Genomic DNA, 24,806 nt, shown 5'->3' on the forward strand with positions numbered 1-24,806 from the left:
TCGGCGATGCATCGTTTCACTTCTGAGTTCGGGATGGGATCAGGTGGTTCCAACGCTCTATGGTCGTCAAGAAATTCGGTAGCCAGTCCGTTGCTTGTGCAACGTGCCAGCGAATGGGTATGTAATAGATTTGTGTGTTCGCAAACTTTCGGTTTGTATCGTCTTCACACACCGCAACTCGCTTCTTAAGCAAATTGCTTGGGTGTTATATGGTCAAGCCTCACGGGCAATTAGTATTGGTTAGCTCAACGCCTCACAGCGCTTACACACCCAACCTATCAACGTCGTAGTCTTCGACGGCCCTTTAGTTTGTGTGTTCGCAAACTTTCGGTTTGTATCGTCTTCACACACCGCAACTCGCTTCTTAAGCAAATTGCTTGGGTGTTATATGGTCAAGCCTCACGGGCAATTAGTATTGGTTAGCTCAACGCCTCACAGCGCTTACACACCCAACCTATCAACGTCGTAGTCTTCGACGGCCCTTTAGGGAACTCAAGGTTCCAGTGAGATCTCATCTTGAGGCAAGTTTCCCGCTTAGATGCTTTCAGCGGTTATCTTTTCCGAACATAGCTACCCGGCAATGCCACTGGCGTGACAACCGGAACACCAGAGGTTCGTCCACTCCGGTCCTCTCGTACTAGGAGCAGCCCCTCTCAAATCTCAAACGTCCACGGCAGATAGGGACCGAACTGTCTCACGACGTTCTAAACCCAGCTCGCGTACCACTTTAAATGGCGAACAGCCATACCCTTGGGACCGGCTTCAGCCCCAGGATGTGATGAGCCGACATCGAGGTGCCAAACACCGCCGTCGATATGAACTCTTGGGCGGTATCAGCCTGTTATCCCCGGAGTACCTTTTATCCGTTGAGCGATGGCCCTTCCATACAGAACCACCGGATCACTAAGACCTACTTTCGTACCTGCTCGACGTGTCTGTCTCGCAGTCAAGCGCGCTTTTGCCTTTATACTCTACGACCGATTTCCGACCGGTCTGAGCGCACCTTCGTACTCCTCCGTTACTCTTTAGGAGGAGACCGCCCCAGTCAAACTACCCACCATACACTGTCCTCGATCCGGATAACGGACCTGAGTTAGAACCTCAAAGTTGCCAGGGTGGTATTTCAAGGATGGCTCCACGCAAACTGGCGTTCACGCTTCAAAGCCTCCCACCTATCCTACACAAGCAAATTCAAAGTCCAGTGCAAAGCTATAGTAAAGGTTCACGGGGTCTTTCCGTCTAGCCGCGGATACACTGCATCTTCACAGCGATTTCAATTTCACTGAGTCTCGGGTGGAGACAGCGCCGCCATCGTTACGCCATTCGTGCAGGTCGGAACTTACCCGACAAGGAATTTCGCTACCTTAGGACCGTTATAGTTACGGCCGCCGTTTACCGGGGCTTCGATCAAGAGCTTCGCGTTAGCTAACCCCATCAATTAACCTTCCGGCACCGGGCAGGCGTCACACCCTATACGTCCACTTTCGTGTTTGCAGAGTGCTGTGTTTTTAATAAACAGTCGCAGCGGCCTGGTATCTTCGACCGGCATGAGCTTACGGAGCAAGTCCTTCACCCTCACCGGCGCACCTTCTCCCGAAGTTACGGTGCCATTTTGCCTAGTTCCTTCACCCGAGTTCTCTCAAGCGCCTTGGTATTCTCTACCCAACCACCTGTGTCGGTTTGGGGTACGGTTCCTAGTTATCTGAAGCTTAGAAGCTTTTCTTGGAAGCATGGCATCAACCACTTCGTCACCTAAAAGGTAACTCGTCATCAGCTCTCGGCCTTAGAACCCCGGATTTACCTAAGATTCCAGCCTACCACCTTAAACTTGGACAACCAACGCCAAGCTGGCCTAGCCTTCTCCGTCCCTCCATCGCAATAACTAGAAGTACAGGAATATTAACCTGTTTTCCATCGACTACGCTTTTCAGCCTCGCCTTAGGGACCGACTAACCCTGCGTCGATTAACGTTGCGCAGGAAACCTTGGTCTTTCGGCGTGGGTGTTTTTCACACCCATTGTCGTTACTCATGTCAGCATTCGCACTTCTGATACCTCCAGCAAGCTTCTCAACTCACCTTCACAGGCTTACAGAACGCTCCTCTACCGCATCACTTACGTGATACCCGTAGCTTCGGTGTATGGTTTGAGCCCCGTTACATCTTCCGCGCAGGCCGACTCGACTAGTGAGCTATTACGCTTTCTTTAAAGGGTGGCTGCTTCTAAGCCAACCTCCTAGCTGTCTAAGCCTTCCCACATCGTTTCCCACTTAACCATAACTTTGGGACCTTAGCTGACGGTCTGGGTTGTTTCCCTTTTCACGACGGACGTTAGCACCCGCCGTGTGTCTCCCATGCTCGGCACTTGTAGGTATTCGGAGTTTGCATCGGTTTGGTAAGTCGGGATGACCCCCTAGCCGAAACAGTGCTCTACCCCCTACAGTGATACATGAGGCGCTACCTAAATAGCTTTCGAGGAGAACCAGCTATCTCCGAGCTTGATTAGCCTTTCACTCCGATCCACAGGTCATCCGCTAACTTTTCAACGGTAGTCGGTTCGGTCCTCCAGTCAGTGTTACCTAACCTTCAACCTGCCCATGGATAGATCGCCCGGTTTCGGGTCTATTCCCAGCGACTAGACGCCCTATTAAGACTCGCTTTCGCTACGCCTCCCCTATTCGGTTAAGCTTGCCACTGAAAATAAGTCGCTGACCCATTATACAAAAGGTACGCAGTCACAGAACAAAGTCTGCTCCCACTGCTTGTACGCATACGGTTTCAGGATCTATTTCACTCCCCTCTCCGGGGTTCTTTTCGCCTTTCCCTCACGGTACTAGTTCACTATCGGTCAGTCAGTAGTATTTAGCCTTGGAGGATGGTCCCCCCATATTCAGACAAGGTTTCTCGTGCCCCGTCCTACTCGATTTCATGACTAAGAGATTTTCGCGTACAGGGCTATCACCCACTATGGCCGCACTTTCCAGAGCGTTCCGCTAATCTCAAAGCCACTTAAGGGCTAGTCCCCGTTCGCTCGCCACTACTAAGGGAATCTCGGTTGATTTCTTTTCCTCAGGGTACTTAGATGTTTCAGTTCCCCTGGTTCGCCTCTTGCACCTATGTATTCAGTACAAGATAACCATCTTATGATGGCTGGGTTCCCCCATTCAGAGATCTCCGGATCAAAGTCTGTTTGCCGACTCCCCGAAGCTTATCGCAGGCTACCACGTCTTTCATCGCCTCTGACTGCCAAGGCATCCACCGTATGCGCTTCTTCACTTGACCATATAACCCCAAGCAATCTGGTTATACTATGAAGACGACATTCGCCGAAAATTTGCATTCTTAATTAAAAGAGAACTCACAAATTTTACCTTAGCCTGATCCGTTACCAGTGAAAGTAACGTTCAGTCTATCTTTCTATCACATACCCAAATTTTTAAAGAACGATCTAATCAAAAGACTAGAAATCAACATTCAAAGTGAATGCTCATTTCTAAGCTTTCAGAAGCAGTTTATGGTGGAGCCAAGCGGGATCGAACCGCTGACCTCCTGCGTGCAAGGCAGGCGCTCTCCCAGCTGAGCTATGGCCCCATAACAAAATTGGTGGGTCTGGGCAGATTCGAACTGCCGACCTCACCCTTATCAGGGGTGCGCTCTAACCAACTGAGCTACAGACCCAATTTCGAGCTTGTAACTGTTAGCTTGGAGCTATCAGCTTGGAGCTTAAAGCTGCTTCTATCGTCTTCTTCAATGAATCAAGCAATTCGTGTGGGAGCTTATGAAGCAGCTGATGTCGTCGATTAAGGAGGTGATCCAGCCGCAGGTTCCCCTACGGCTACCTTGTTACGACTTCACCCCAGTCATGAATCACACCGTGGTAACCGTCCTCCCGAAGGTTAGACTAGCTACTTCTGGTGCAACCCACTCCCATGGTGTGACGGGCGGTGTGTACAAGGCCCGGGAACGTATTCACCGCGACATTCTGATTCGCGATTACTAGCGATTCCGACTTCACGCAGTCGAGTTGCAGACTGCGATCCGGACTACGATCGGTTTTATGGGATTAGCTCCACCTCGCGGCTTGGCAACCCTTTGTACCGACCATTGTAGCACGTGTGTAGCCCAGGCCGTAAGGGCCATGATGACTTGACGTCATCCCCACCTTCCTCCGGTTTGTCACCGGCAGTCTCCTTAGAGTGCCCACCATAACGTGCTGGTAACTAAGGACAAGGGTTGCGCTCGTTACGGGACTTAACCCAACATCTCACGACACGAGCTGACGACAGCCATGCAGCACCTGTCTCAATGTTCCCGAAGGCACCAATCTATCTCTAGAAAGTTCATTGGATGTCAAGGCCTGGTAAGGTTCTTCGCGTTGCTTCGAATTAAACCACATGCTCCACCGCTTGTGCGGGCCCCCGTCAATTCATTTGAGTTTTAACCTTGCGGCCGTACTCCCCAGGCGGTCAACTTAATGCGTTAGCTGCGCCACTAAGAGCTCAAGGCTCCCAACGGCTAGTTGACATCGTTTACGGCGTGGACTACCAGGGTATCTAATCCTGTTTGCTCCCCACGCTTTCGCACCTCAGTGTCAGTATCAGTCCAGGTGGTCGCCTTCGCCACTGGTGTTCCTTCCTATATCTACGCATTTCACCGCTACACAGGAAATTCCACCACCCTCTACCATACTCTAGCTTGCCAGTTTTGGATGCAGTTCCCAGGTTGAGCCCGGGGCTTTCACATCCAACTTAACAAACCACCTACGCGCGCTTTACGCCCAGTAATTCCGATTAACGCTTGCACCCTCTGTATTACCGCGGCTGCTGGCACAGAGTTAGCCGGTGCTTATTCTGTCGGTAACGTCAAAACAATCACGTATTAGGTAACTGCCCTTCCTCCCAACTTAAAGTGCTTTACAATCCGAAGACCTTCTTCACACACGCGGCATGGCTGGATCAGGCTTTCGCCCATTGTCCAATATTCCCCACTGCTGCCTCCCGTAGGAGTCTGGACCGTGTCTCAGTTCCAGTGTGACTGATCATCCTCTCAGACCAGTTACGGATCGTCGCCTTGGTGAGCCATTACCTCACCAACTAGCTAATCCGACCTAGGCTCATCTAATAGCGTGAGGTCCGAAGATCCCCCACTTTCTCCCGTAGGACGTATGCGGTATTAGCGCCCGTTTCCGGACGTTATCCCCCACTACTAGGCAGATTCCTAGGCATTACTCACCCGTCCGCCGCTCGCCACCAGGTACAAGTACCCGTGCTGCCGCTCGACTTGCATGTGTTAGGCCTGCCGCCAGCGTTCAATCTGAGCCATGATCAAACTCTTCAGTTCAAACATCTTTGGGTTTTGAGAAAACCCTAAACTTGGCTCAGCAATCGTTGGTTACATCTTTGATTTCTCGCGGAGTAACTTGTGATGCTGATAATCTTTTTGACTATCAGTCTGACTCCACAAGCACCCACACGAATTGCTTGATTCAGTTGTTAAAGAGCGGTTGGTTAAGATCTTTCGTCTCAACCGAGGCGCGCATTCTACAGCAGCCTCATTTGCTGTCAAGTGATTTTTTTAAGAAGTTTTCAAAGTTTCCTTTTTAACTTCAACCACTTGCGCCTCCGATCTCTCGTTAGCGGGAGGCGAATTCTACAGCGTTACACGCTGCTGTCAACACCTCTTTTCAACCGCTTTCGATCGAGAGGATCGAATCTTTCCGGCTTGGCACACATGGGTTGAACCTACTGCATATATATAGGTGCGATCGACAACCTCACCATCCACCCGCACACCACCCGAACCTAGAAGATCCCGAGCCACTGCTGCGTTCTTCACCAGCCCCGCCTTATTAAGGACAGCCGCAATCGGCATATCCTCGGCAGCAACCAGCTCGATTTCCGGCAGATCATCAGGCAGTTCACCATCTTTCATGCGATTACCTGCGGCACGGTGAGCATTTGCAGCAGCCTCTTCACCATGGAAGCGCGCAACAATCTCCTCGGCCAGCTTGATCTTGATGTCACGCGGGTTAGCGCCAGCATCTACATCCGCCTTGAATGCATTGATCTCATCCATGGAGCGGAAGCTGAGCAACTCGAAGTAACGCCACATCAACGCATCAGGAATGGACACCAGCTTGCCGTACATCACGCCAGGCGCCTCCTGGATACCGACATAGTTACCCAAAGACTTGGACATCTTCTTGACGCCATCCAACCCTTCGAGCAATGGCATGGTCAGAATGCACTGCGCTTCCTGACCATAACCGCGCTGCAGCTCACGCCCCATCAGCAGATTGAACTTCTGGTCGGTACCGCCCAGCTCGACATCGGCGCGCAATGCCACCGAGTCATAGCCTTGCACCAACGGGTAAAGGAACTCATGAATGGCAATCGGCTGATTGGTCGAATAACGCTTGTCGAAGTCGTCGCGCTCGAGCATCCGCGCAACAGTGTACTGGGAAGTTAGACGAATGAAGTCCGCCGGTCCCATCTTGTCCATCCAGGTGGAGTTGAAAGCCACCTCAGTCTTGGCAGGATCAAGAATCTTGAAGACCTGGCTTTTATAGGTCTCTGCGTTTTCCAGGACCTGCTCGCGAGTCAAGGGTGGGCGCGTGGCACTTTTGCCACTGGGGTCACCGATCATGCCGGTGAAGTCGCCAATCAGGAAGATTACCTGGTGACCCAAGTCCTGGAACTGACGCAGCTTATTAATAAGTACGGTATGCCCGAGATGCAGATCCGGCGCCGTCGGATCGAAGCCAGCCTTAATGCGCAGCGGTTCGCCGCGCTTGAGCTTCTCGATCAACTCGGACTCGACCAACAACTCTTCCGCACCACGTTTGATCAGCGCTAGCTGCTCTTCAACCGACTTCATAACAGACCCGCAAGGCTCAGATTCAAAAGGGAACCAACCATACAAGATCATGGACTAATTACAAGTTTTGCCCGGCGTACGGGAGCATTCCGAAAGCAGAGTGCCCGCGCCCTTGCGTCACAGATGATTTGGTTATATTTTATACAGTTATTTCATCTTCATCATGTCATTCATCTTTTCCATTTCATCTTTTCAAAGTCAAATTACCTATGACCACCGAACCGTCTAAAGCGCCACCGCTTTATCCGAAGAGCCACCTGCTCGCCGCAAGTGGCATCGCGGCCCTTCTCAGCTTGGCCCTTCTGGTATTTCCATCCAGTGATGTAGAAGCAAAAAAAACGACATTGAGCCTTGATCTGGAAAGCCCGATCGAGCAACTGACACAAGATCAAGACGCCGCATCCACCGAACAAGCCACAAGCGAGGCCGTTGCCTCACCTTTCGCACAGATCGAAAACACCGCCGAAGACACCACGCAAACCGCAGAAGCCGCACCTGTGCCTGCTGCCGTGGAGGAGCCAAAAGCCCCCGGCCACAGGGAAGTTCTGGTCACCAAGGGCGACACCCTCTCCACACTCTTTGAAAAGGTTGGCCTGCCAGCCACTTCTGTCCATGAAGTACTGGCCAGCGACAAGCAGGCCAAGCAGTTCTCCCAGCTCAAGCATGGCCAGAAGCTGGAGTTCGAGCTGACGCCTGATGGCCAACTGAACAACCTGCACAGCAAGGTCAGCGACCTGGAAACCATCACCCTGACCAAAGGCCCCAAGGGCTTTACGTTCAGCCGCGTGATCACCAAGCCAGTGGTTCGTTCTGCCTATGTCCACGGCGTCATCAACAGCTCGCTTTCGCAGTCTGCCGCACGCGCCGGGCTGTCCCACAGCCTGACCATGGATATGGCCAACGTTTTCGGCTACGACATCGACTTCGCCCAGGATATTCGCCAGGGTGACGAATTCGACGTGATCTATGAGCAAAAAGTCGCCAACGGCAAGGTAGTCGGCACAGGCAATATCCTCTCCGCGCGCTTCACTAACCGTGGCAAGACCTACACCGCAGTGCGCTACACCAACAAACAGGGTTCCAGCAGCTACTACACCGCTGATGGCAACAGCATGCGCAAGGCCTTCATCCGTACACCGGTGGACTTCGCTCGCATCAGTTCGCGCTTTTCCATGGGCCGCAAGCACCCGATCCTGAACAAGATCCGTGCCCACAAGGGCGTGGACTATGCCGCGCCACGGGGCACGCCAATCAAGGCTGCCGGTGATGGGAAGGTGCTGCTAGCTGGCCGTCGTGGCGGTTATGGCAATACCGTGATCATCCAGCACGGCAACACCTACCGCACCCTGTACGGCCACATGCAGGGCTTTGCCAAGGGTGTGAAGACTGGCGGCTCGGTGAAACAGGGCCAGGTCATCGGCTATATCGGTACCACCGGGCTGTCCACCGGACCGCACCTGCACTACGAGTTCCAGGTCAACGGTGTCCACGTGGATCCGCTGGGCCAGAAGCTGCCCATGGCCGACCCGATCGCCAAGGCCGAACGAGCACGCTTCCTGCAGCAGAGCCAGCCTCTGATGGCCCGGATGGATCAGGAAAAGGCCACGATGCTGGCCTCGAGCAAGCGCTAAGCCATGGCGCTCTATATAGGTGTGATGTCCGGTACCAGCCTTGATGGCCTGGACATCGCCCTGATCGAGCAAAGCCCGGCGCTCAGATTGGTCGCCACTCGCTACATCCCCATGCCCGATACCCTGCGCGCCGAACTCCTGGGTTTGTGCGCCAGTGGCCCCGACGAGATCGCCCGTTCCGCCATCGCCCAACAGCACTGGGTCGAGCTGGCCGCCCAGGGCATCAACCAGCTTCTGCAACAACAGCAACTGCACCCTCAAGACATTCGCGCTATCGGCAGCCACGGACAAACCGTGCGCCATGAGCCAAGCCGCGGGTTCACGGTGCAGATCGGCAATCCGGCCCTGCTCACTGAGCTGACCGGGATCACTGTTGTCAGCGACTTCCGCAGCCGCGACGTGGCGGCGGGCGGGCAAGGCGCGCCGCTGGTTCCGGCCTTTCACGAAGCCCTGTTCGACCAGCGCCCGGGAAACCGCGCCGTGCTGAACGTCGGCGGGTTCAGCAACCTGAGCCTGATCGAAACCGCCAAGCCGGTGGCCGGATTCGACTGTGGCCCGGGCAACGTCCTGCTCGATGCCTGGATCCAGGCCCAACGCGCAGAGAACTTCGACCGCAATGGCCAGTGGGCTGCCAGCGGCCAGGTTGATCCGCCCCTCCTGCAAGCCCTGCTCAGCGACCCGTTCTTCGCCACCCAAGGCCCGAAGAGCACCGGGCGCGAGGTATTCAATCTTGATTGGCTACAGCGGCATCTGAGGGCACGGGGCGCTATTGCCGCCGAAAACGTGCAGGCTACCCTTCTCGAACTGACAGCTCTAACCATCGTCGATTCGCTGCAGAGCGCTCAAAGTGACACCCAGGAGCTGCTGGTGTGCGGCGGCGGCGCGCATAACGCAGCGCTCATGGGCCGCCTGGCAGCCCTCCTCCCGCAAACACGGGTCAGCAGCACTGCGGCGTATGGCGTAGATCCCGACTGGGTAGAGGCTATGGCGTTTGCCTGGCTGGCCCACTGCTGCCTGGAAGGCATCGCTGCCAACCGGCCCAGCGTCACCGGCGCCCGTGGCCTGCGTGTACTAGGCGCCATCTACCCGGCTTGAACAGCAGACAGCAAAACGCCGCAGGATCCCAGGCCCCTGCGGCGTTCGGCGAATGGCTACTGCCGGCTGGTCAGATCGAGAACGACGACCCGCAACCACAGGTAGTGGTGGCATTGGGGTTCTTGATCACGAACCGCGAACCTTCCAGGCCTTCCTGGTAGTCCACTTCAGCACCGGCCAGGTACTGGAAGCTCATCGGATCGACCACCAGGCTCACGCCCTCGCGCTCGACGATGGTGTCATCCTCGGCCACTTCCTCATCGAAAGTGAAACCGTACTGAAACCCCGAACAACCGCCGCCCGTAACGAATACGCGCAGCTTCAAGCGATCATTACCCTCTTCATCGACCAGGGTCTTCACCTTGTGCGCTGCACCTTGAGTGAATTGCAAAGCCGTGGGGGTGAAGGATTCAACGCTCATGCTGACTATCTCCCGGCGTTAAGCCGCCATACTGCGTAATGACGCGCATTATCCGCTTCTCCCAGAAAAGCGGTCAACTATTGTTACGGTATATCAATAGTCGTACAGCCACCCGTATAAAGCAGAAAGGCCCGTCAGACGGGCCTTTTTGTTCACGCAAAAACGACGTTAAGGCAGCATGCCCGCGTGGGACAGCCCCAGACGCTCATCCAGGCCGAACAGGATATTGAGGTTCTGCACCGCCTGGCCCGAAGCGCCCTTGACCAGGTTGTCGATGACCGACAGTACCACTACCAGATCACCATCCTGCGGCCGGTGCACGGCAATCCGGCACACGTTGGCACCCCGCACACTGCGGGTCTCCGGATGGCTGCCGGCCGGCATTACATCGACAAACGGCTCATTGGCATAACGCTTCTCGAACAACGCCTGCAGATCCACCGACTTATCCACCACCGTGGAGTAGAGCGTGGAGTGGATACCGCGAATCATCGGCGTCAGGTGCGGTACGAACGTCAGGCCAACTTCCTTGCCTGCTGCCCGGCGCAGGCCCTGACGGATTTCCGGCAAATGACGGTGCCCCTTGACCGCATAGGCCTTCATGCTTTCGGAAGTTTCCGAGTACAGCGACCCGACGCTGGCGCCACGGCCAGCACCGCTGACACCGGATTTGCAGTCGGCGATCAGCCGGGAAGTGTCGGCAAGACCGGCTTCCAGCAGCGGCAGGAAACCGAGCTGGGTTGCGGTTGGATAGCAGCCAGGAACCGCAATCAAACGGGCTTTCTTGATCTGTTCGCGATTGACTTCCGGCAGGCCGTAGACCGCTTCCTCCAGCAATTGAGGGGCACCGTGAGGCTGACCGTACCACTTGGCCCACTCATCGGCATCCTGCAGGCGGAAGTCCGCCGATAGATCGATGACCTTGGTCCCCGCAGCCAGCAGTTCGCCAGCCAGTGCATGCGCCACGCCATGGGGGGTGGCAAAGAACACCACGTCACAGGCACCAAGGGTCTTGATATCCGGCACGCTGAACGCCAGGCCGTCGTAATGGCCACGCAGGTTCGGGTACATGTCAGCAACGGCCAGGCCAGCCTCGGATCGCGAAGTGATGACTTCCACTCGCGCTTGCGGATGCTGTGCCAACAGACGCAGCAGTTCGACACCGGTGTAACCCGTGCCGCCGACGATACCGACCTTGACCATAAACCTGCCCTCAACGAACCCACTGGAAAGCTGCCGATAATAGGGGCGGCGCGCCCCTGCGACAACCGTCAAGGTGACGTGCGGACGCTCTACCCTCTACTATCTTCGCCACCGTGAACCTGGGAATAACTAAAAATGCTCTATCTATGGCTCAAAGCCTTTCATATCGTCAGCGTGGTCTGCTGGTTTGCCGGCCTTTTCTACCTGCCACGCCTGTTCGTTTACCACGCCCAAAGCGAGGACAGCATCAGCCGCGAGCGCTTCTGCCTGATGGAACGCAAGCTATACCGCTTCATCATGGGGCCTGCGATGATCGCGGCACTGATCTTTGGCATCTGGCTGATCAGCCTCAACCCCAGCGCGTATTTCGGCCAGGGCGGCTGGATGCACGCCAAACTGACCTTGGTGGTCATCCTCATCGGCTATCACCACATGTGCGGCGCGCAAGTGAAGCGCTTCGCCCGTGGCGAAAACACCCGCAGCCATGTCTTTTATCGCTGGTTCAATGAAGTACCGGTTCTGATATTGCTGGCTATTGTAATTTTGGTCGTTGTACGGCCGTTCTAACTCTAACTAGTCGCTTCCCTGGGGGTACTCCAATGTCACTGCCCGCTTTGCTCGAACAACGTCTGCGCCTGCCCCTGGTGGCCGCGCCGATGTTTCTGATCTCCAACCCGGAACTGGTCCTGGCCTGCTGTCGCAATGGTGTGGTGGGTAGCTTTCCCGCCCTCAATCAGCGCGAAAGCAGCGGTTTCAAGGCCTGGCTGGAGGAGATCGAAGCGGGCCTGGCCAAGCTGGAGAACCCTGCTCCCTACGCCGTGAACCTGATCGTGCACAACAGCAACCCACGGCTGCAGGCCGACTTGCAGATCTGCATCGAGCACAAGGTACCGATCGTCATCACCAGCCTCGGCGCGGTCAAGGAAGTAGTGGACGCCGTGCACAGCTACGGCGGCCTGGTATTTCATGACGTGACCACCCGCCGGCACGCAGAGAAAGCCGCCGAGGCGGGTGTCGATGGGCTGATCGCCGTCGCTGCCGGAGCGGGTGGCCATGCAGGCACCTGGAGCCCCTTCTCTCTGGTCGCCGAGATCCGCCAGTTCTTCGACAAGACCCTGCTACTGGCCGGCTGCCTGAACCGGGGCCACGAGATTCTTGCCGCACAGCTGCTTGGCGCCGACCTCGCCTACTTGGGCACCCGCTTTATCGGTACCACCGAAAGCCACGCACCGGATGCCTATAAAGAGATGCTACTCAGCTCTCGAGCCGCCGACATCGTGCATACCGCCGCGGTTTCTGGAGTACCTGCCAGCTTCATGCGCCAAAGCCTGGAGAACGCAGGTTTCGACCTGGCCGCCCTGCAAGGCAAAGGTGAGATCAACTTCGGCTCCAAGCTCAAACCCATCAGCGATGAGGCAAAAGCCTGGAAAACCGTCTGGTCCGCAGGCCAGGGGGTCTGTGAAATCGACGACCTGCCCAGCGTCGACCAATTGATCGCGCGCCTGGACAGCGAATATCAGGCGGCCCAGCAACGCGCCAGCCAACTGAGCAAACGCTGGCCACGTTAACCCGTTCTCATTAGTTTTTTGGCCAGCCGAGGGGCGCTGGCCTTAAACTGTCGGTCTTTTATGTAAACCTTCTTTTCAAGTGACAGGGATGCCCCCATGAGCGAAACCCGCTACAAGATCGTTTTCGACGGCACATTGCTGCCCGGCGTGGAAAAAGCCACTGCCCAACTGAACCTCGCCGAACTGTTCAAAAGCGATGCCGCCGCCGTAGAACGCCTGTTCAGCGGCCAGCAGGTGGAGCTCAAGCGCGACCTGACGCAGGCCGACGCCCAGCGCTATCTGGAAGCATTGAAGAACGCCGGGATCGATGCCCGCATCGAATCCGAGCAGGCCCTGAAGCTGGATCTAGACGCAGTAACCCCCACACCCAGGGCCAGCAGCCTCAGCGAGTCGCCCTATGCGCCCCCGCAAGCCGTAGTAGGCGATGCAATCCCACAATACGCCGCACTCAACGTATTCAGCTTCGAAGGCCGTATCGGTCGCCTGCGCTACCTGGCCTGGACTCTGGTCCTGACGGTGGCCATGCTGGCCGTGGTCGGGGTAGGCGCCTTCTTCGGTATCCTGTCCGCGGCGGTGTTCAATTCCACCCTGCTCACCGGCCTGGGGATTGTCGGCGGTATCGTGGTCTTCATCGGCTTCCTCGTGGTCAGCATTCAGATCAGCGTGCAGCGCCTGCACGATCTCGGCTGGTCGGGCTGGCTGTGGCTACTGAACTTCGTGCCCATCGTCGGCAGCATCTTCCCTCTGGTGCTGATGGTCAGCCCGGGCAGCAACGTGGCCAACCGCTACGGCGCACCACCACCGCCCAACACCACCGCCGTCAAGGTGCTGTCCTGGATGTGGGTCGTCCTGATCGTCGCACTGATCGTGGGCATGGTGGCCGGCGGCCTGAGCTCCCTGGAAGATCGCTACAGCGAAACCAGCTACAGCGAAAGCATCGACTCCAGCAGCGCCGATGAAGATGCCGAACCCGCCGATATCGCCGCCCCTGTAGAATCCGAGTCCGAGCAAGAATAAACGCGCCCGGGCCTGCGACCCTCCCCCGTCGCAGGCCGCCGGCCGTTGCGATGGAGAAATGCATGACCCGTTACGCTCTGATCACTGGTGCTTCCAGCGGCATAGGCCTGGCCCTGGCCGAAGCACTGGCCCGGCGCGGCCGTAATTTGATTCTCGTGGCCCGTCAGCGTGATCAGCTGGAATGCATCGCCCTGGAATTGACCCAGCGCTTCGGCGTCGAAGTGCTGTTCCGCGCCTGCGACCTGGGCGAACCACTGCGCCTGTCCGGTTTCCTGCTGGAGCTGGAGGAGGGTGACCGGCAGATCGACCTGCTGGTCAATTGCGCCGGCATCGGCACCAGCGGCCCGTTCCTGGCCCAGGACTGGATGACCGAGCAGGACCTGATCGAGGTCAACATCCTCGCCCTCACCCGCCTGTGTCATGCCCTGGGCAACAGCATGGCGCTGCTGGGCGGCGGGCAGATCCTCAATGTCGCCTCGGTGGCAGCCTTCTATCCCGGCCCCTGGATGAGCAGCTACTACGCCAGCAAGGCCTATGTCCTGCATTTCTCCGAAGGGTTGCGCGAAGAATTGAAGAAGTGCGCGGTGAAGGTCTCGGTACTCTGCCCGGGGCCGACCCGCACCGCATTTTTCCGCACCGCACAAATGGACACCACCAAACTCAAGGACAGCAAGCTGCTCATGAGCCCCGAGGAGGTCGCGCTGTATGCGGCCCGCGCCCTGGAAAAGAACCGCGCCATCATCATTCCCGGCCGCCTGAACCGCTGGATGGCCTTCAGCGTCCGCCTGAGCTCACGCTGGCTGACCCGCAAGATCGTCGGTTACGTCAATCGGGCCTACTGCCCACGTTAAGAGTCGGGGCTGGGCGCACCTTGTGCACCTGAGTACACTCGGCCCGGACCAACCCAATGGAGAAACAGCTGTGGATACTCTGTTCACCAAGATCATCAACAGAGAAATACCCGCGAAGATCATCTACGAGGACGACCAGGTTCTGGCCTTCCACGATATTGCCCCGCAAGCGCCGGTGCATTTCCTAGTGATCCCGAAGAAACCCATCCGCACCCTCAACGACCTCACCGAGGACGACAAGGCCCTGGCCGGACACATTCTGTTCACCGCCCAGCGCCTGGCCAAGGAGCAAGGCTGCGAAGACGGCTTCCGGGTCGTCATGAACTGCAACGAGCTGGGTGGGCAGACCGTGTATCACATTCACATGCACGTGCTGGGTCAGCGCCAGATGAACTGGCCCCCGGGCTGATTGCCCGCCCCACCCCTTGCGCAGCGCCCTCTCTGACCATCGAGGACGAGGGTGCGCTGATCCAGCGCAGTTTTCGCTCCTTTGATTGGAGTAAACTGGCAGCCGAGATTTCTCCCGGAGATAAGCATGACTACCCAACGTCACTACTCGCCGATCGACCGCCTGCTGTTGCAAGCCGATATGGCGATGCGCACGCTGCTGCCTTTCAGCGGCCAACCTTATCGCCCGTCGCCGGCCATCGTGCAGCCGGAAGCGCAGATGAGTGACGAGGACACCCGGCACGTGGCCGGCCTGATGCGCATCAACCACACCGGGGAAGTCTGCGCCCAGGCGCTGTACCAGGGCCAGGCCCTGACCGCCAAGCTGCCTCAGGTACGCCAGGCCATGGAACATGCAGCCGAAGAAGAAATCGACCACCTGGCCTGGTGCGAACAGCGCATCCGCCAGTTGGGCAGCCACCCGAGCGTGCTCAACCCGCTGTTCTACGGTTTGTCCTTCGGCATCGGCGCCGCGGCAGGCCTGATCAGCGACAAGGTCAGCCTGGGGTTCGTTGCCGCCACCGAAGACCAGGTGTGCAAGCACCTGAACGAGCATCTGGAGCAACTGCCGGCCGAAGACGAAAAGTCCCGAGCGATTCTCGAACAGATGCGCATCGACGAAGAACATCACGCTGAAACCGCGCTCGAAGCCGGCGGGTTCCGCTTCCCGGCGCCGGTGAAATTCGGCATGAGCCTGCTGGCCAAGGTCATGACCAAGAGCACCTACCGGATCTGATTCCAAACCACGGGCATCAAAAAGGGCGCTATCGAAGCGCCCTTTTCTTTTACCGCCAGAATCCGCGCGGATTCAGCCCAACTCGACGATTTCGTAATCGTGAGTGATGGCCACACCGGCCGCGCCGAGCATGATCGACGCCGAGCAGTATTTCTCGGCAGACAGCTCGATGGCCCGCTTGACCTGGGCTTCTTTGAGGCCCCGGCCCTTGACCACGAAATGCATGTGGATCTTGGTGAAGACCTTGGGGTCTTCGGTGGCACGCTCGGCATCCAGGAACGCCTCGCAGCTTTCAACCGCCTGGCGCGACTTCTTGAGAATGCTGACCACATCGAAGTTGCTGCAACCGCCCACGCCGAGCAGGAGCATTTCCATAGGGCGAACACCCAGGTTGCGGCCACCGGCTTCCGGCGGGCCATCCATCACCACTACGTGGCCACTGCCCGATTCGCCGAGGAACATGGCTTCGCCAGCCCATTGGATGCGTGCCTTCATCGCCAAGACTCCACTGTTAAAAAAGGGTCGCCAGCTTAGCACAGGGTTTTCCAGCCACAGCGCTTTGACCGTTTGTCCCTCAATACCGGTTTTCGATAAGAAAAATCTTAATTGAGCCAAGGACGTGTCTGTTAAGCTGACGCCAAATGACTGGCGCATCGCCAGCGTTCAACACCTTCGTTTTACGCCCCATAAAAAAAAACACCTCATACCGTGCAGTCTTTTCGGGATACAACCATGGTTGCTATTGCCCCCACCCCCAAGATCAAAAATCTCGACAAGTTGCTCATGCACTGTCAACGCCGCCGGTATCAGGCCAAGAGCAACATCATCTGCGCCGGTGATGTGTCCGACAGCCTGTACTTCATCATCAAGGGCTCGGTGACCATCCTCATCGAAGACGATGACGGTCGGGAGATGATCATCGCCTACCTCAATGCCGGAGACTTCTTCGGCGAACTGGGGCTCTTCGAAGAGGCCGGCCATGAGCAGCAGCGCAGCGCCTGGGTACGCGCCAAGGTAGAGTGCGAGGTTGCCGAGATCAGCTACGCCAAGTTCCGCGAACTGTCGCAGAACGACCCGGACATCCTCTATGTGCTCAGCGGGCAGATCGCCCAGCGCCTGCGCAACACCACGCGCAAGGTCGGCGACCTGGCGTTCTTCGACGTGACCGGGCGGGTGGCCCGCTGCCTGCTGGAGCTGTGCAAGCAACCGGACGCCATGACCCACCCGGATGGCATGCAGATCAAGATCACCCGCCAGGAAATCGGCCGGATCGTCGGTTGTTCACGGGAAATGGTCGGTCGCGTCCTCAAGGATCTGGAAGAACGCAACCTGGTTCACGTCAAGGGCAAGACCATGGTGGTATTCGGCACCCGCTAATCCGCCAGGAAGCCCTTGAGCATCTGCCGGTACAGGCTCTCCAACCGCACTAGCGCATCGGGCGCCGCAAAGGCCTCGTGCAGGGCGATATGACTTTCGGCCCGGCAGCGCTGTTCCAGGCCACAGGCCTGATTGAAAGTATTGACCGCGCTCACCATCGAATCGCGTTCGTTATCCAGCAGCAAGGCACCATGCACCAGGCCCACTGGCCGCTGGCCACCCTTGCTCTGACGCCAGCGCTGGGCGGTGCCGACCATCTTGCGCCCGCCCAGGTTGACGTTGAAGCGACCATCGCAGAACGCCCCTTCCACTTCGCCCAATGACGGGTTGCCCCCCAGTTCGCTGAGCAGGTCGCAGATCGGCTGACACAGGCGCCGGTACGCGGTTTCGATCCGGCCCTGATCCCCTTCGCTGCGCGGCGGGGCGTAGACCAGGGCGATGTTCACCGTGGCCGCCGACTGCGGCACCGGCTCGCCGCCGGTTTCGCGCAGCAGCACCGGCCAGCCGTTGGCGGCCGACTCCTCGCAGGCCCGTTCAAATCCAGGCAGGCGGCTCAAGCGCCGAGGCATCACCAGCGCCCGGTCACTGGGCTGCCAGAACAGCAGGCCGAACTCTTTTTCACCGGTACACACCAGGGCCAGCAGATCTTGCTCGGCCTGCAGGCCGGCTTCGACAGTCAAGGCAAGGGGTTGAGTCATGGCAGTAGAAATCCTTGGCGATAGGCATGAAAAAGCCGGCATCGCCGGCTTGTTCATTGTCACGGGTTCAGTCCAGGGTCGAGCCGCTGACCGGCACGCCGCGCTCAGGGAAGAACAGACGCTGCAATTCGCTGCCCGGGCTTTCGGCACGCATGAACGCCTCACCCACCAGGAACGAATAGACATCGCTGATTTCCATCAGCTCGACATCGGCACGGTTGAGGATGCCGCTCTCGGTAATCACCAGGCGCTCGCGGGGAATGCGTGGCAGCAGGTCGAGGGTGGTCTCCAGATTGACTTCGAAGGTGTGCAGGTTGCGGTTGTTGACCCCAACCAGCGGTGTGTCGAGGGTCTTCAACGCCCGCTCCAGCTCATCACCATCATGCACTTCCACCAGCACATCCAGGCCAACGCCCTTGGCCACCGCCGCCAGCTCCGCCATCCGCGCGTCATCCAGCGCAGCGACAATCAGCAATACGCAGTCGGCGCCCAGGGCACGGGCTTCGACGATCTGGTACGGGTCGATCATGAAATCCTTGCGGATCACCGGCAGCTTGCAGGCGGCGCGGGCCTGCTGCAGGTACGCATCGGCACCCTGGAAGTAATCGACATCGGTCAGCACCGACAGACAAGTGGCACCGCCTTTCTCGTAGCTCTTGGCAATGTCCGCCGGAACGAAGTTCTCACGGATCACGCCTTTGCTCGGCGAAGCCTTCTTGATCTCGGCTATCACTGCCGGCTGCTTGAGCTTGACCTGATCCTGCAAGGCCCGGGCGAAACCCCGTGGTGCATCGGCAGCACGCGCCAGGGTTTCCAGCTCGGCCAGGCTGACGCGGGCGCTGCGCTCGGCAACCTCCTCGGCTTTACGGGCGAGGATTTTCTCCAGAACTGTCGGCACACTCATCCTTCATTCTCCTGCTTGAACACCGCGGTAAAGGCACCCAGCTCTTCGAGCTTCTCCCGGGCCAGGCCGGTGTGCAAGGCGTCGTGAGCCAGGGCCACGCCCTCTTTCAGGCTGCTGGCATGATCAGCGGCATACAGCGCCGCACCCGCATTGAGCACAATCATTTCGGCGGCCTTCTGGCCATGCTCTGTCTTGCGGCGCCCCAGGGCATCGCGGATCAGCTCCAGGGAGGCCGCCGGGCTTTCCACCACCAGGCCGAACAGACTCTGGCTCTTCATGCCCAGATCCTCGGGCTGTACCCAGTACTCGGTGATCTGGTCATTCTTCAGCTCGGCCACATAGGTGGGCGCAGCCAGGCTGAACTCGTCCAGACCATCCTGGGAATGCACCACCAGAACGTGCTTGCTGCCCAGGCGTTGCAAGACTTCGGCCAAGGGCCGGCACAACGCCTGAGTGAACACGCCTACCACCTGATGCTTGACTCCGGCCGGATTCGTAAGCGGGCCGAGCATGTTGAACAGGGTGCGCAGGCCAAGGTCGCGACGCGGGCCGGCGGCATATTTCATCGCCCCGTGATGGGACTGGGCAAACATGAAGCCGATGCCGACGTTATCGATGCAGCGCGCCACCTGGACCGGGGTCAGGTTCAAATAGATCCCGGCCGCTTCCAGCAGGTCGGCGCTGCCGCTCTTGCCGGACACCGCGCGGTTGCCGTGCTTGGCCACAGTGCAACCGGCCGCAGCGACCACAAAGGAGGAAGCCGTGGACACGTTGAAGATGTTCGCCCCGTCACCGCCGGTGCCCACTACATCCACCACGCCATCCAGGGTTTTCAGCTCGACCCGGTCCGCCAGCTCGCGCATTGCCGATACCGCACCGACGATCTCGTCGATGCTTTCGCTTTTCATGCGCATGGCCATCATGAAGGCGCCAATCTGCGCATCGGTGCATTGGCCGGTCATGATTTCACGCATTACCGAACGCATTTCTTCGGTGCTCAGGTCCAGGTGGCCGACGATACGGCTCAAGGCAGTCTTGATATCCATGAAAAGTCCTTAGCGCGTGCCGCCGCTCTGTTTGAGAAAGTTGGCGAACAGCTCGTGGCCCTGCTCGGTGAGAATAGACTCGGGGTGAAATTGCACCCCCTCGATATTCAGCGTCTTGTGGCGCAACCCCATGATCTCGTCGACGGAGCCGTCTTCCAGCTGGGTCCAGGCCGTGACTTCAAGGCACTCGGGCAAGCTCTCGTGCTTGACCACCAGCGAGTGGTAACGGGTTACGGTCAGCGGCATGTTCAGGCCGTTGAACACCCCCAGGTCGCGGTGGAACACCGGGCTGGTCTTGCCGTGCATCACTTGCCGGGCACGCACCACCTGGCCGCCAAAGGCCTGGCCGATGGACTGATGCCCCAGGCATACGCCGAGAATCGGCAGCTTGCCGGCGAAATGCTTGATCGCCTCGATGGAAATACCGGCTTCGGTCGGCGTGCAAGGCCCGGGCGAGACCACGATGCGCTCGGGCTTGAGCGCCTCGATCTGAGCCACGGTCAGTTCGTCATTGCGCACTACTTTCACCTCAGCTCCCAACTCGCCCAGGTACTGGACGACGTTGTAGGTGAAGGAGTCGTAGTTATCAATCATCAGCAGCATACATGCTCCAACTTATTGATTTTAAAGTAGGTGTGCATGCAACTCAGGGTGTCGATATGCACATTGATATACACAAGCGCAGTGGAGCGTGCCGGGCAAGCTTGCGCACCCGAATGCTGCAAGCTGTCGGCAGGGCAGACAAGGTGATGGATTTGAACCGCCTTATCTATGCAATGTCGCTCAGCTCGCCACGCCATCGTCGGCCATCGCCAGCGCAAGCCGGCAGAACGTTGGGCATGACGATGCACCCGATGGCATTGCCGCCGGGCGAAGGTGTACTGCGTGGGGAGACTGATTGGCATGCAGCGTTCTCCTGGGGTTTGGAGCCGCCGTGCCGGAGAGCTATTAGATCCTTGATCCCTGCTTGCCGATTACGGCGGCAGGGTTCGGTTAAAAAACCGCAACGACGTGCCGCTTCCTATTGGAAGCGCCACCACTGACTAAAACGAATCGTTGCAATGCAAAGCATAGGACCTAACCGTAATTGAGCACTCGACGGCGTTCCGCAGCCGAGCTTCGAGGCGCGATTGTACCGTTCATCAAGGGGCTGCGTCGATTGCAATTTGCCGCTGGGTCTTGCGGCACTCACTCCGCTGGTTGATACCTGCCCCACTCCGTTGGAGCGCAATGCATGGCTGGCCCCGCGTATGCCGTGCGCTCCAGAGCGCCGGGCGGCACGACATGCAAACCGTTTTGCGCAGCCCGCCTCGGCAGCTGGCTTGGAGGCCCTTTAAACGCCACAAGTCCATCACCGAAACGGCGCGGTTCGTAATGTGGTGGCCGCCTGCTTGCTCTCCTTTGTCGTGCGGCTCAAGGGGCATTACGCCTCTGCCAGAACAGGAAGCACGGCCACTTGATCAAAGGGGCGCTATTCTTGCCATGGCCAAGTCAGGAAACCAGCGCCCTTTTCTCCAGCAAATGGTCGAGCCAGTCCGGATCCATTTCTGGCTCACTGGAGAACAACAAGCCGGTGTAGTCGCGGTACGGCGGGGTAAAGATCTCCTCCCGGCAGCCGTGATCGACCACCTTCCCACGCTGCATCACCAGTACCTCGTCGGCAATGGCGCGCACGGTGGCGACGTCGTGGGTGATGAACAAGTAGGCCACGCCCAGTTGCTGCTGGATGCGGTTGAGCAGCTTCAGAACGCCTTCGGCCACCAGTTGGTCGAGGGCCGAGGTGACTTCGTCGCAGATGATCAGTTGCGGCTCGGCCGCCAGAGCCCGGGCGATACAGATTCGCTGCTTCTGCCCGCCAGACAGTTCGCGGGGCTGGCGATCCATGTACAACGCCGGGTCCAGCTCGATCATCTCCAATAGCTCGGCGACCCGCTGGCGCAGCGCCTGGCCCTTGAGGCCGAGGTAGAAACTCAGCGGCCGGCCGATGATGTCGACGATGCGCTGGCGCGGGTTGAGCGCGGTGTCGGGGATCTGGTAAATCATCTGCAATCGGCGCAATTGCTCCTTGTTGCGCTGGCGATAATCAGCTGGCAGCGCTTTTCCGTCATACAACACCTGGCCGCTGGTCGGCGGCAACAACCCGGTGATCAAGCGTGCCGTAGAGCTCTTGCCGCTGCCCGACTCGCCGATCACCGCCAGGGTCTGGCCACGATAGAGCTTGAGCGAGACATCATGCAGCACCGGCTGATGGCCGTAGCTGGCGCTGGCCTTGCGTACCTCCAGCAGCGGTGTTGCCTGCGGTGGGCACGGCTTGGGTTCGGTGCGCAAGCTACGTACTGCCCACAGCGATCTGGTGTAATCCTGCTGTGGGGCGTCGAGCATGGTCCGGGTGTCGGCCTCCTCCACCAGCTTGCCGTGACGCAGAACCATGATGCGGTCGGCCATTTGCGCCACCACTGCCAGGTCGTGGCTGATATACAAGGCGGCGCTCCCGTAGGTTTTCACCGCATCGCGAATCGCCACCAGCACTTCGATCTGGGTGGTGACATCCAGCGCCGTGGTCGGTTCGTCGAAGATGATCAGGTCCGGGTGGCAGGCCATGGCCATGGCGGTCATCACCCGTTGCAACTGACCGCCGGAGACCTGGTGCGGGTAGCGCTGGCCGATCTGCTCGGGGTTGGGCAGACGCAGTATGCGGTAGAGCTCCACTGCCTCGGCTTGTGCCTTGGCACGGTCGATACCAGCGTTCCTTACCGCGGTTTCGACATGCTGGTCGATCAGCCGGTGCGCGGGGTTGAACGAGGCCGCCGCGCTTTGCGCGACATAGGCGATACGCAGGCCGCGCAGCTTGCGCAGGGCTTCGGGCTTGGCGCCCACCAGTTCCTGGCCATCGAAGCGCACCGAGCCACCCGTGATACGGCAACCGTCGCGCACATAACCCATGGAGGCCAGACCCAGAGTCGACTTGCCCGCCCCCGATTCACCAATCAGGCCCAGTACTTCGCCCCGCTGCAAGCTCAAGTCGATGCCTTTGATCAGCGGGTGCCAAGCGTCCTGATAATGGCCTTCAATACGCAGGTCGTGGATTTCCAGTAGCGGCTTGTCACTTGGATGAACGGTCATGCTCAGCACTCCTTCAGGCCGCTGGATAGATGCAGCACCCAGTCCACGACAAAGTTGACGCTGACGGTGATCAGCGCCACTGCCAGGGCCGGCAGCAGCGGGCTGATATCGCCGAAGGTGATCAGCACGGCATTGTCGCGGACCATGCTGCCCCAGTCGGCGGTCGGCGGCTGGATGCCCAGGCCCAGGAACGACAACGCACTGATGAACAGAAACACAAAGCAAAAACGCAGGCCGAACTCGGCAATCAGCGGCGCGGCGGCATTGGGCAGCACCTCGCGGCTGACCAGCCACCACAGCCCTTCCCCACGCAGCCGGGCGGCCTCGACGAAGTCCTGGACCACCACGGTCATCGCCACCGCCCGTGACAGGCGAAACACCCGGGTGGCATCGAGCAGCGCGATCACCAGCACCAGCGAGGTGGCGTTGGTGCCGACCACGCTGAGGATCAGCAAGGCAAAGATCAGCTGCGGGATGGCCATGAGGATATCCACCAGCCGCGACAGGCCCTGGTCGATCCAGCCGCCCCTGATCGCCGCTACCAGCCCGCAGAAACCGCCGACGGCAAAGGCCAGTAGCGTGGTCAGGAAGGCAATCCCCAGGGTGTTGCGCGCTCCATACACCAGGCGGCTGAACATGTCGCGGCCCAGGTTATCGGTACCCAGCAGGAACTGCCCGCCCCAAGGCGCAAAACCTTCGCCGACCACTTCAGTCTCGCCATACGGCGCCAGCACCGGCGCGAACAGCGCCACCAGTATGTAGGCAACAATCACCAGCAGGCCGAACTGGGCGCTCATGGGCGCCCGCAACAACGCTTTGATCAGGCTCATGGCTTACCCCTTCGGATGCATCAGGCGTGGGTTGCTGGCAATCGACAGCACGTCGGCCGTGGTATTGAGCAGGATGTAGGTGGCGGCGAAGATCAGGCTGCAGGCCTGCACCACCGGGATATCGCGCTTGGACACCGAGTCGACCAGTAACTGGCCGAGCCCCGGATAGACGAACACCACCTCGACCACCACCACGCCGACCACCAGGTAGGCCAGGTTCAGTGCCACCACATTGATGATCGGTGCCAGGGCATTGGGCAAGGCGTGGTGGAAGATGATCCGCGCCTGGCTGACGCCCTTGAGCCGGGCCATCTCGATATAGGGGCTGGCCAGCACGTTGATCAAGGCCGCGCGGGTCATGCGCATCATTTGCGCGACCACCACCAGGCTCAGGGTCAGCACCGGCAGTAGCGAGCGCTCCAGCACCTCGGCGAACGATACCCCCGGAGCCAGGTTGGAGATACTCGGCAACCAGTTGAGCTTGACCGCGAACACCAGGATCAGGATATAGGCGACGAAAAACTCCGGGAACGACACCGCGCTCAGGGCGCTGGTGTTGAGCAGGCGGTCGAACCAACTGTTGCGGTACAGCGCCGCGAGCATGCCCAGCAGCAAGGCTACCGGCACCGACACCAGCGCCGCCAGCAAGGCCAGGGTAAAGGTGTTGCCCAGGCGCGTGCCGATCAGCTCGGCAATCGGCCGCTGGTTGGCCAGCGACAGGCCCAGGTCACCGTGCAGCAGTTGCCAGGCCCAGTGGCCGAAGCGGGTCAGCGGCGGCAGGTCCAGGCCCAGTTGGGCACGGAAGGCAGCGACAGTCTCGGGAGTTGCCGCCTGGCCGAGCATGGCCTGGGCGACATCGCCCGGGAGCATGCCAACGGCCAGGAAGATGATCACCGACACCGCCAACAGCGACAACAGGCCCAGGGCCAGGCGCTGGAGCAATAGTTTGCAAAGGCTATTCACCGTACAGCTCCTCGAACAGGAT

Annotated in this window: 20 protein-coding genes, 2 tRNA genes and 3 rRNA genes; 9 read left to right on the top strand and 16 right to left on the bottom strand. The window is 58.7% G+C overall.

Translation table 11 applies throughout. The annotated features are described in order from the left end of the window. From rrf to tyrS, 6 genes are all read right to left on the bottom strand, one after another. Positions 1 to 71 (bottom strand): 5S ribosomal RNA (rrf, locus tag A9971_RS00005); the annotation flags it as partial. A 317-nt stretch (positions 72 to 388) separates the two neighbouring features. Further along, positions 389 to 3,280: ribosomal RNA gene (locus tag A9971_RS00010) — 23S ribosomal RNA — on the bottom strand. Between the two features lie 233 nt (positions 3,281 to 3,513). Further along, positions 3,514 to 3,589 (bottom strand) — tRNA-Ala (locus A9971_RS00015). A 10-nt stretch (positions 3,590 to 3,599) separates the two neighbouring features. Beyond that, positions 3,600 to 3,676: transfer RNA gene (locus A9971_RS00020), tRNA-Ile, on the bottom strand. 123 nt (positions 3,677 to 3,799) lie between these two features. Beyond that, positions 3,800 to 5,338, bottom strand: a 16S ribosomal RNA gene (locus A9971_RS00025). Between the two features lie 330 nt (positions 5,339 to 5,668). Next, positions 5,669 to 6,874 (bottom strand): tyrosine--tRNA ligase, encoded by a 1,206-nt coding sequence (gene tyrS, locus A9971_RS00030; protein WP_183001960.1) that lies wholly within the window; start codon positions 6,872 to 6,874, stop codon positions 5,669 to 5,671. A 209-nt stretch (positions 6,875 to 7,083) separates the two neighbouring features. Here tyrS and A9971_RS00035 point away from each other — a divergent pair, with 209 nt between their 5' ends. Both A9971_RS00035 and A9971_RS00040 read left to right on the top strand, forming a co-directional pair. Then, positions 7,084 to 8,505 carry a peptidoglycan DD-metalloendopeptidase family protein gene (locus A9971_RS00035; RefSeq protein WP_161466560.1) on the top strand — a complete coding sequence of 474 codons (1,422 nt, stop codon included), beginning with the start codon at positions 7,084 to 7,086 and terminating at the stop codon, positions 8,503 to 8,505. Between the two features lie 3 nt (positions 8,506 to 8,508). Further along, positions 8,509 to 9,600 carry an anhydro-N-acetylmuramic acid kinase gene (locus tag A9971_RS00040; protein ID WP_152686482.1) on the top strand — a complete coding sequence of 364 codons (1,092 nt, stop codon included), beginning with the start codon at positions 8,509 to 8,511 and terminating at the stop codon, positions 9,598 to 9,600. A gap of 70 nt (positions 9,601 to 9,670) precedes the next feature. Here A9971_RS00040 and erpA read toward each other — a convergent pair whose 3' ends face one another. After that, entirely contained in the window at positions 9,671 to 10,021 is a 351-nt protein-coding gene (gene erpA, locus A9971_RS00045) for an iron-sulfur cluster insertion protein ErpA (protein WP_011063789.1), read from the bottom strand. A 168-nt stretch (positions 10,022 to 10,189) separates the two neighbouring features. Next, positions 10,190 to 11,224 (bottom strand): N-acetyl-gamma-glutamyl-phosphate reductase, encoded by a 1,035-nt coding sequence (argC, locus tag A9971_RS00050; RefSeq protein ID WP_072443688.1) that lies wholly within the window; start codon positions 11,222 to 11,224, stop codon positions 10,190 to 10,192. 135 nt (positions 11,225 to 11,359) lie between these two features. On the opposite strand from argC, the gene hemJ reads away from it, so the two are divergent. The 6 genes from hemJ to coq7 all read left to right on the top strand — a co-directional run bounded on the left by hemJ (position 11,360) and on the right by coq7 (position 15,843). Then, positions 11,360 to 11,791 carry a protoporphyrinogen oxidase HemJ gene (gene hemJ, locus A9971_RS00055; protein WP_011063791.1) on the top strand — a complete coding sequence of 144 codons (432 nt, stop codon included), beginning with the start codon at positions 11,360 to 11,362 and terminating at the stop codon, positions 11,789 to 11,791. Between the two features lie 32 nt (positions 11,792 to 11,823). Further along, positions 11,824 to 12,792, top strand: coding sequence for a nitronate monooxygenase family protein (locus A9971_RS00060; RefSeq protein ID WP_019092762.1), 969 nt, complete (start codon positions 11,824 to 11,826; stop codon positions 12,790 to 12,792). 96 nt (positions 12,793 to 12,888) lie between these two features. Next, positions 12,889 to 13,809 carry a DUF805 domain-containing protein gene (locus A9971_RS00065; RefSeq protein WP_183001541.1) on the top strand — a complete coding sequence of 307 codons (921 nt, stop codon included), beginning with the start codon at positions 12,889 to 12,891 and terminating at the stop codon, positions 13,807 to 13,809. Positions 13,810 to 13,871: 62 nt separating this feature from the next. Further along, positions 13,872 to 14,660 (top strand): SDR family oxidoreductase, encoded by a 789-nt coding sequence (locus A9971_RS00070; protein ID WP_183001542.1) that lies wholly within the window; start codon positions 13,872 to 13,874, stop codon positions 14,658 to 14,660. A gap of 70 nt (positions 14,661 to 14,730) precedes the next feature. Further along, on the top strand, positions 14,731 to 15,069 hold the full coding sequence (locus A9971_RS00075) for a histidine triad nucleotide-binding protein (RefSeq protein WP_016963742.1): 339 nt from the start codon (positions 14,731 to 14,733) through the stop codon (positions 15,067 to 15,069). A 126-nt stretch (positions 15,070 to 15,195) separates the two neighbouring features. After that, the gene (gene coq7 / locus A9971_RS00080) at positions 15,196 to 15,843 is read left to right on the top strand and encodes a 2-polyprenyl-3-methyl-6-methoxy-1,4-benzoquinone monooxygenase (RefSeq protein ID WP_011063796.1); all 648 of its coding nucleotides are present in this window, start codon (positions 15,196 to 15,198) and stop codon (positions 15,841 to 15,843) included. A 72-nt stretch (positions 15,844 to 15,915) separates the two neighbouring features. Here the strand turns inward: coq7 and A9971_RS00085 are convergent, their stop codons facing one another. Further along, positions 15,916 to 16,338: an OsmC family protein gene (locus A9971_RS00085; RefSeq protein WP_009045862.1), complete on the bottom strand. Its 423-nt coding sequence runs from the start codon at positions 16,336 to 16,338 to the stop codon at positions 15,916 to 15,918. 237 nt (positions 16,339 to 16,575) lie between these two features. On the opposite strand from A9971_RS00085, the gene crp reads away from it, so the two are divergent. After that, positions 16,576 to 17,220 carry a cAMP-activated global transcriptional regulator CRP gene (gene crp, locus A9971_RS00090; protein WP_011063797.1) on the top strand — a complete coding sequence of 215 codons (645 nt, stop codon included), beginning with the start codon at positions 16,576 to 16,578 and terminating at the stop codon, positions 17,218 to 17,220. Here crp and A9971_RS00095 read toward each other — a convergent pair. The 7 genes from A9971_RS00095 to A9971_RS00125 form a co-directional block, all read right to left on the bottom strand. Next, entirely contained in the window at positions 17,217 to 17,918 is a 702-nt protein-coding gene (locus A9971_RS00095; RefSeq protein WP_183001543.1) for a lipoate--protein ligase family protein, read from the bottom strand. The genes crp and A9971_RS00095 overlap by 4 nt on opposite strands. A gap of 67 nt (positions 17,919 to 17,985) precedes the next feature. Then, positions 17,986 to 18,822 carry an indole-3-glycerol phosphate synthase TrpC gene (gene trpC / locus A9971_RS00100; protein ID WP_011063799.1) on the bottom strand — a complete coding sequence of 279 codons (837 nt, stop codon included), beginning with the start codon at positions 18,820 to 18,822 and terminating at the stop codon, positions 17,986 to 17,988. Beyond that, a complete protein-coding gene (gene trpD, locus A9971_RS00105; protein ID WP_011063800.1) occupies positions 18,819 to 19,868 on the bottom strand; it encodes an anthranilate phosphoribosyltransferase in 1,050 nt (349 codons plus the stop codon). Before trpD ends, trpC begins: the two co-directional genes overlap by 4 nt. A gap of 9 nt (positions 19,869 to 19,877) precedes the next feature. After that, a complete protein-coding gene (locus tag A9971_RS00110) occupies positions 19,878 to 20,471 on the bottom strand; it encodes an aminodeoxychorismate/anthranilate synthase component II (protein ID WP_011063801.1) in 594 nt (197 codons plus the stop codon). Between the two features lie 888 nt (positions 20,472 to 21,359). Beyond that, entirely contained in the window at positions 21,360 to 22,991 is a 1,632-nt protein-coding gene (locus A9971_RS00115; RefSeq protein WP_183001544.1) for an ABC transporter ATP-binding protein, read from the bottom strand. Between the two features lie 2 nt (positions 22,992 to 22,993). Then, positions 22,994 to 23,821, bottom strand: a complete 828-nt coding sequence (locus A9971_RS00120) for an ABC transporter permease (protein WP_011063803.1) — start codon at positions 23,819 to 23,821, stop codon at positions 22,994 to 22,996. A gap of 3 nt (positions 23,822 to 23,824) precedes the next feature. Further along, positions 23,825 to 24,784, bottom strand: a complete 960-nt coding sequence (locus tag A9971_RS00125) for an ABC transporter permease (RefSeq protein ID WP_041120068.1) — start codon at positions 24,782 to 24,784, stop codon at positions 23,825 to 23,827. Between the last annotated feature and the right edge of the window lie 22 nt (positions 24,785 to 24,806).

The organism is Pseudomonas sp. UME65 (assembly GCF_014170225.1).
GTDB lineage: Bacteria > Pseudomonadota > Gammaproteobacteria > Pseudomonadales > Pseudomonadaceae > Aquipseudomonas > Aquipseudomonas protegens.

Coding starts and splice junctions, on each gene's coding strand:
- hemJ (WP_011063791.1), top strand. CDS start 11,360: ATGCTCTATCTATGGCTCAAAGCCTTTCATATCGTCAGCGTGGTCTGC.
- A9971_RS00040 (WP_152686482.1), top strand. CDS start 8,509: ATGGCGCTCTATATAGGTGTGATGTCCGGTACCAGCCTTGATGGCCTG.
- trpC (WP_011063799.1), bottom strand. CDS start 18,822: ATGAGTGTGCCGACAGTTCTGGAGAAAATCCTCGCCCGTAAAGCCGAG.
- A9971_RS00085 (WP_009045862.1), bottom strand. CDS start 16,338: ATGAAGGCACGCATCCAATGGGCTGGCGAAGCCATGTTCCTCGGCGAA.
- argC (WP_072443688.1), bottom strand. CDS start 11,224: ATGGTCAAGGTCGGTATCGTCGGCGGCACGGGTTACACCGGTGTCGAA.
- A9971_RS00120 (WP_011063803.1), bottom strand. CDS start 23,821: ATGAGCCTGATCAAAGCGTTGTTGCGGGCGCCCATGAGCGCCCAGTTC.
- A9971_RS00115 (WP_183001544.1), bottom strand. CDS start 22,991: ATGACCGTTCATCCAAGTGACAAGCCGCTACTGGAAATCCACGACCTG.
- A9971_RS00065 (WP_183001541.1), top strand. CDS start 12,889: ATGAGCGAAACCCGCTACAAGATCGTTTTCGACGGCACATTGCTGCCC.
- trpD (WP_011063800.1), bottom strand. CDS start 19,868: ATGGATATCAAGACTGCCTTGAGCCGTATCGTCGGCCACCTGGACCTG.
- A9971_RS00110 (WP_011063801.1), bottom strand. CDS start 20,471: ATGCTGCTGATGATTGATAACTACGACTCCTTCACCTACAACGTCGTC.
- tyrS (WP_183001960.1), bottom strand. CDS start 6,874: ATGAAGTCGGTTGAAGAGCAGCTAGCGCTGATCAAACGTGGTGCGGAA.
- crp (WP_011063797.1), top strand. CDS start 16,576: ATGGTTGCTATTGCCCCCACCCCCAAGATCAAAAATCTCGACAAGTTG.
- A9971_RS00060 (WP_019092762.1), top strand. CDS start 11,824: ATGTCACTGCCCGCTTTGCTCGAACAACGTCTGCGCCTGCCCCTGGTG.
- A9971_RS00035 (WP_161466560.1), top strand. CDS start 7,084: ATGACCACCGAACCGTCTAAAGCGCCACCGCTTTATCCGAAGAGCCAC.
- A9971_RS00070 (WP_183001542.1), top strand. CDS start 13,872: ATGACCCGTTACGCTCTGATCACTGGTGCTTCCAGCGGCATAGGCCTG.
- A9971_RS00095 (WP_183001543.1), bottom strand. CDS start 17,918: ATGACTCAACCCCTTGCCTTGACTGTCGAAGCCGGCCTGCAGGCCGAG.
- coq7 (WP_011063796.1), top strand. CDS start 15,196: ATGACTACCCAACGTCACTACTCGCCGATCGACCGCCTGCTGTTGCAA.
- erpA (WP_011063789.1), bottom strand. CDS start 10,021: ATGAGCGTTGAATCCTTCACCCCCACGGCTTTGCAATTCACTCAAGGT.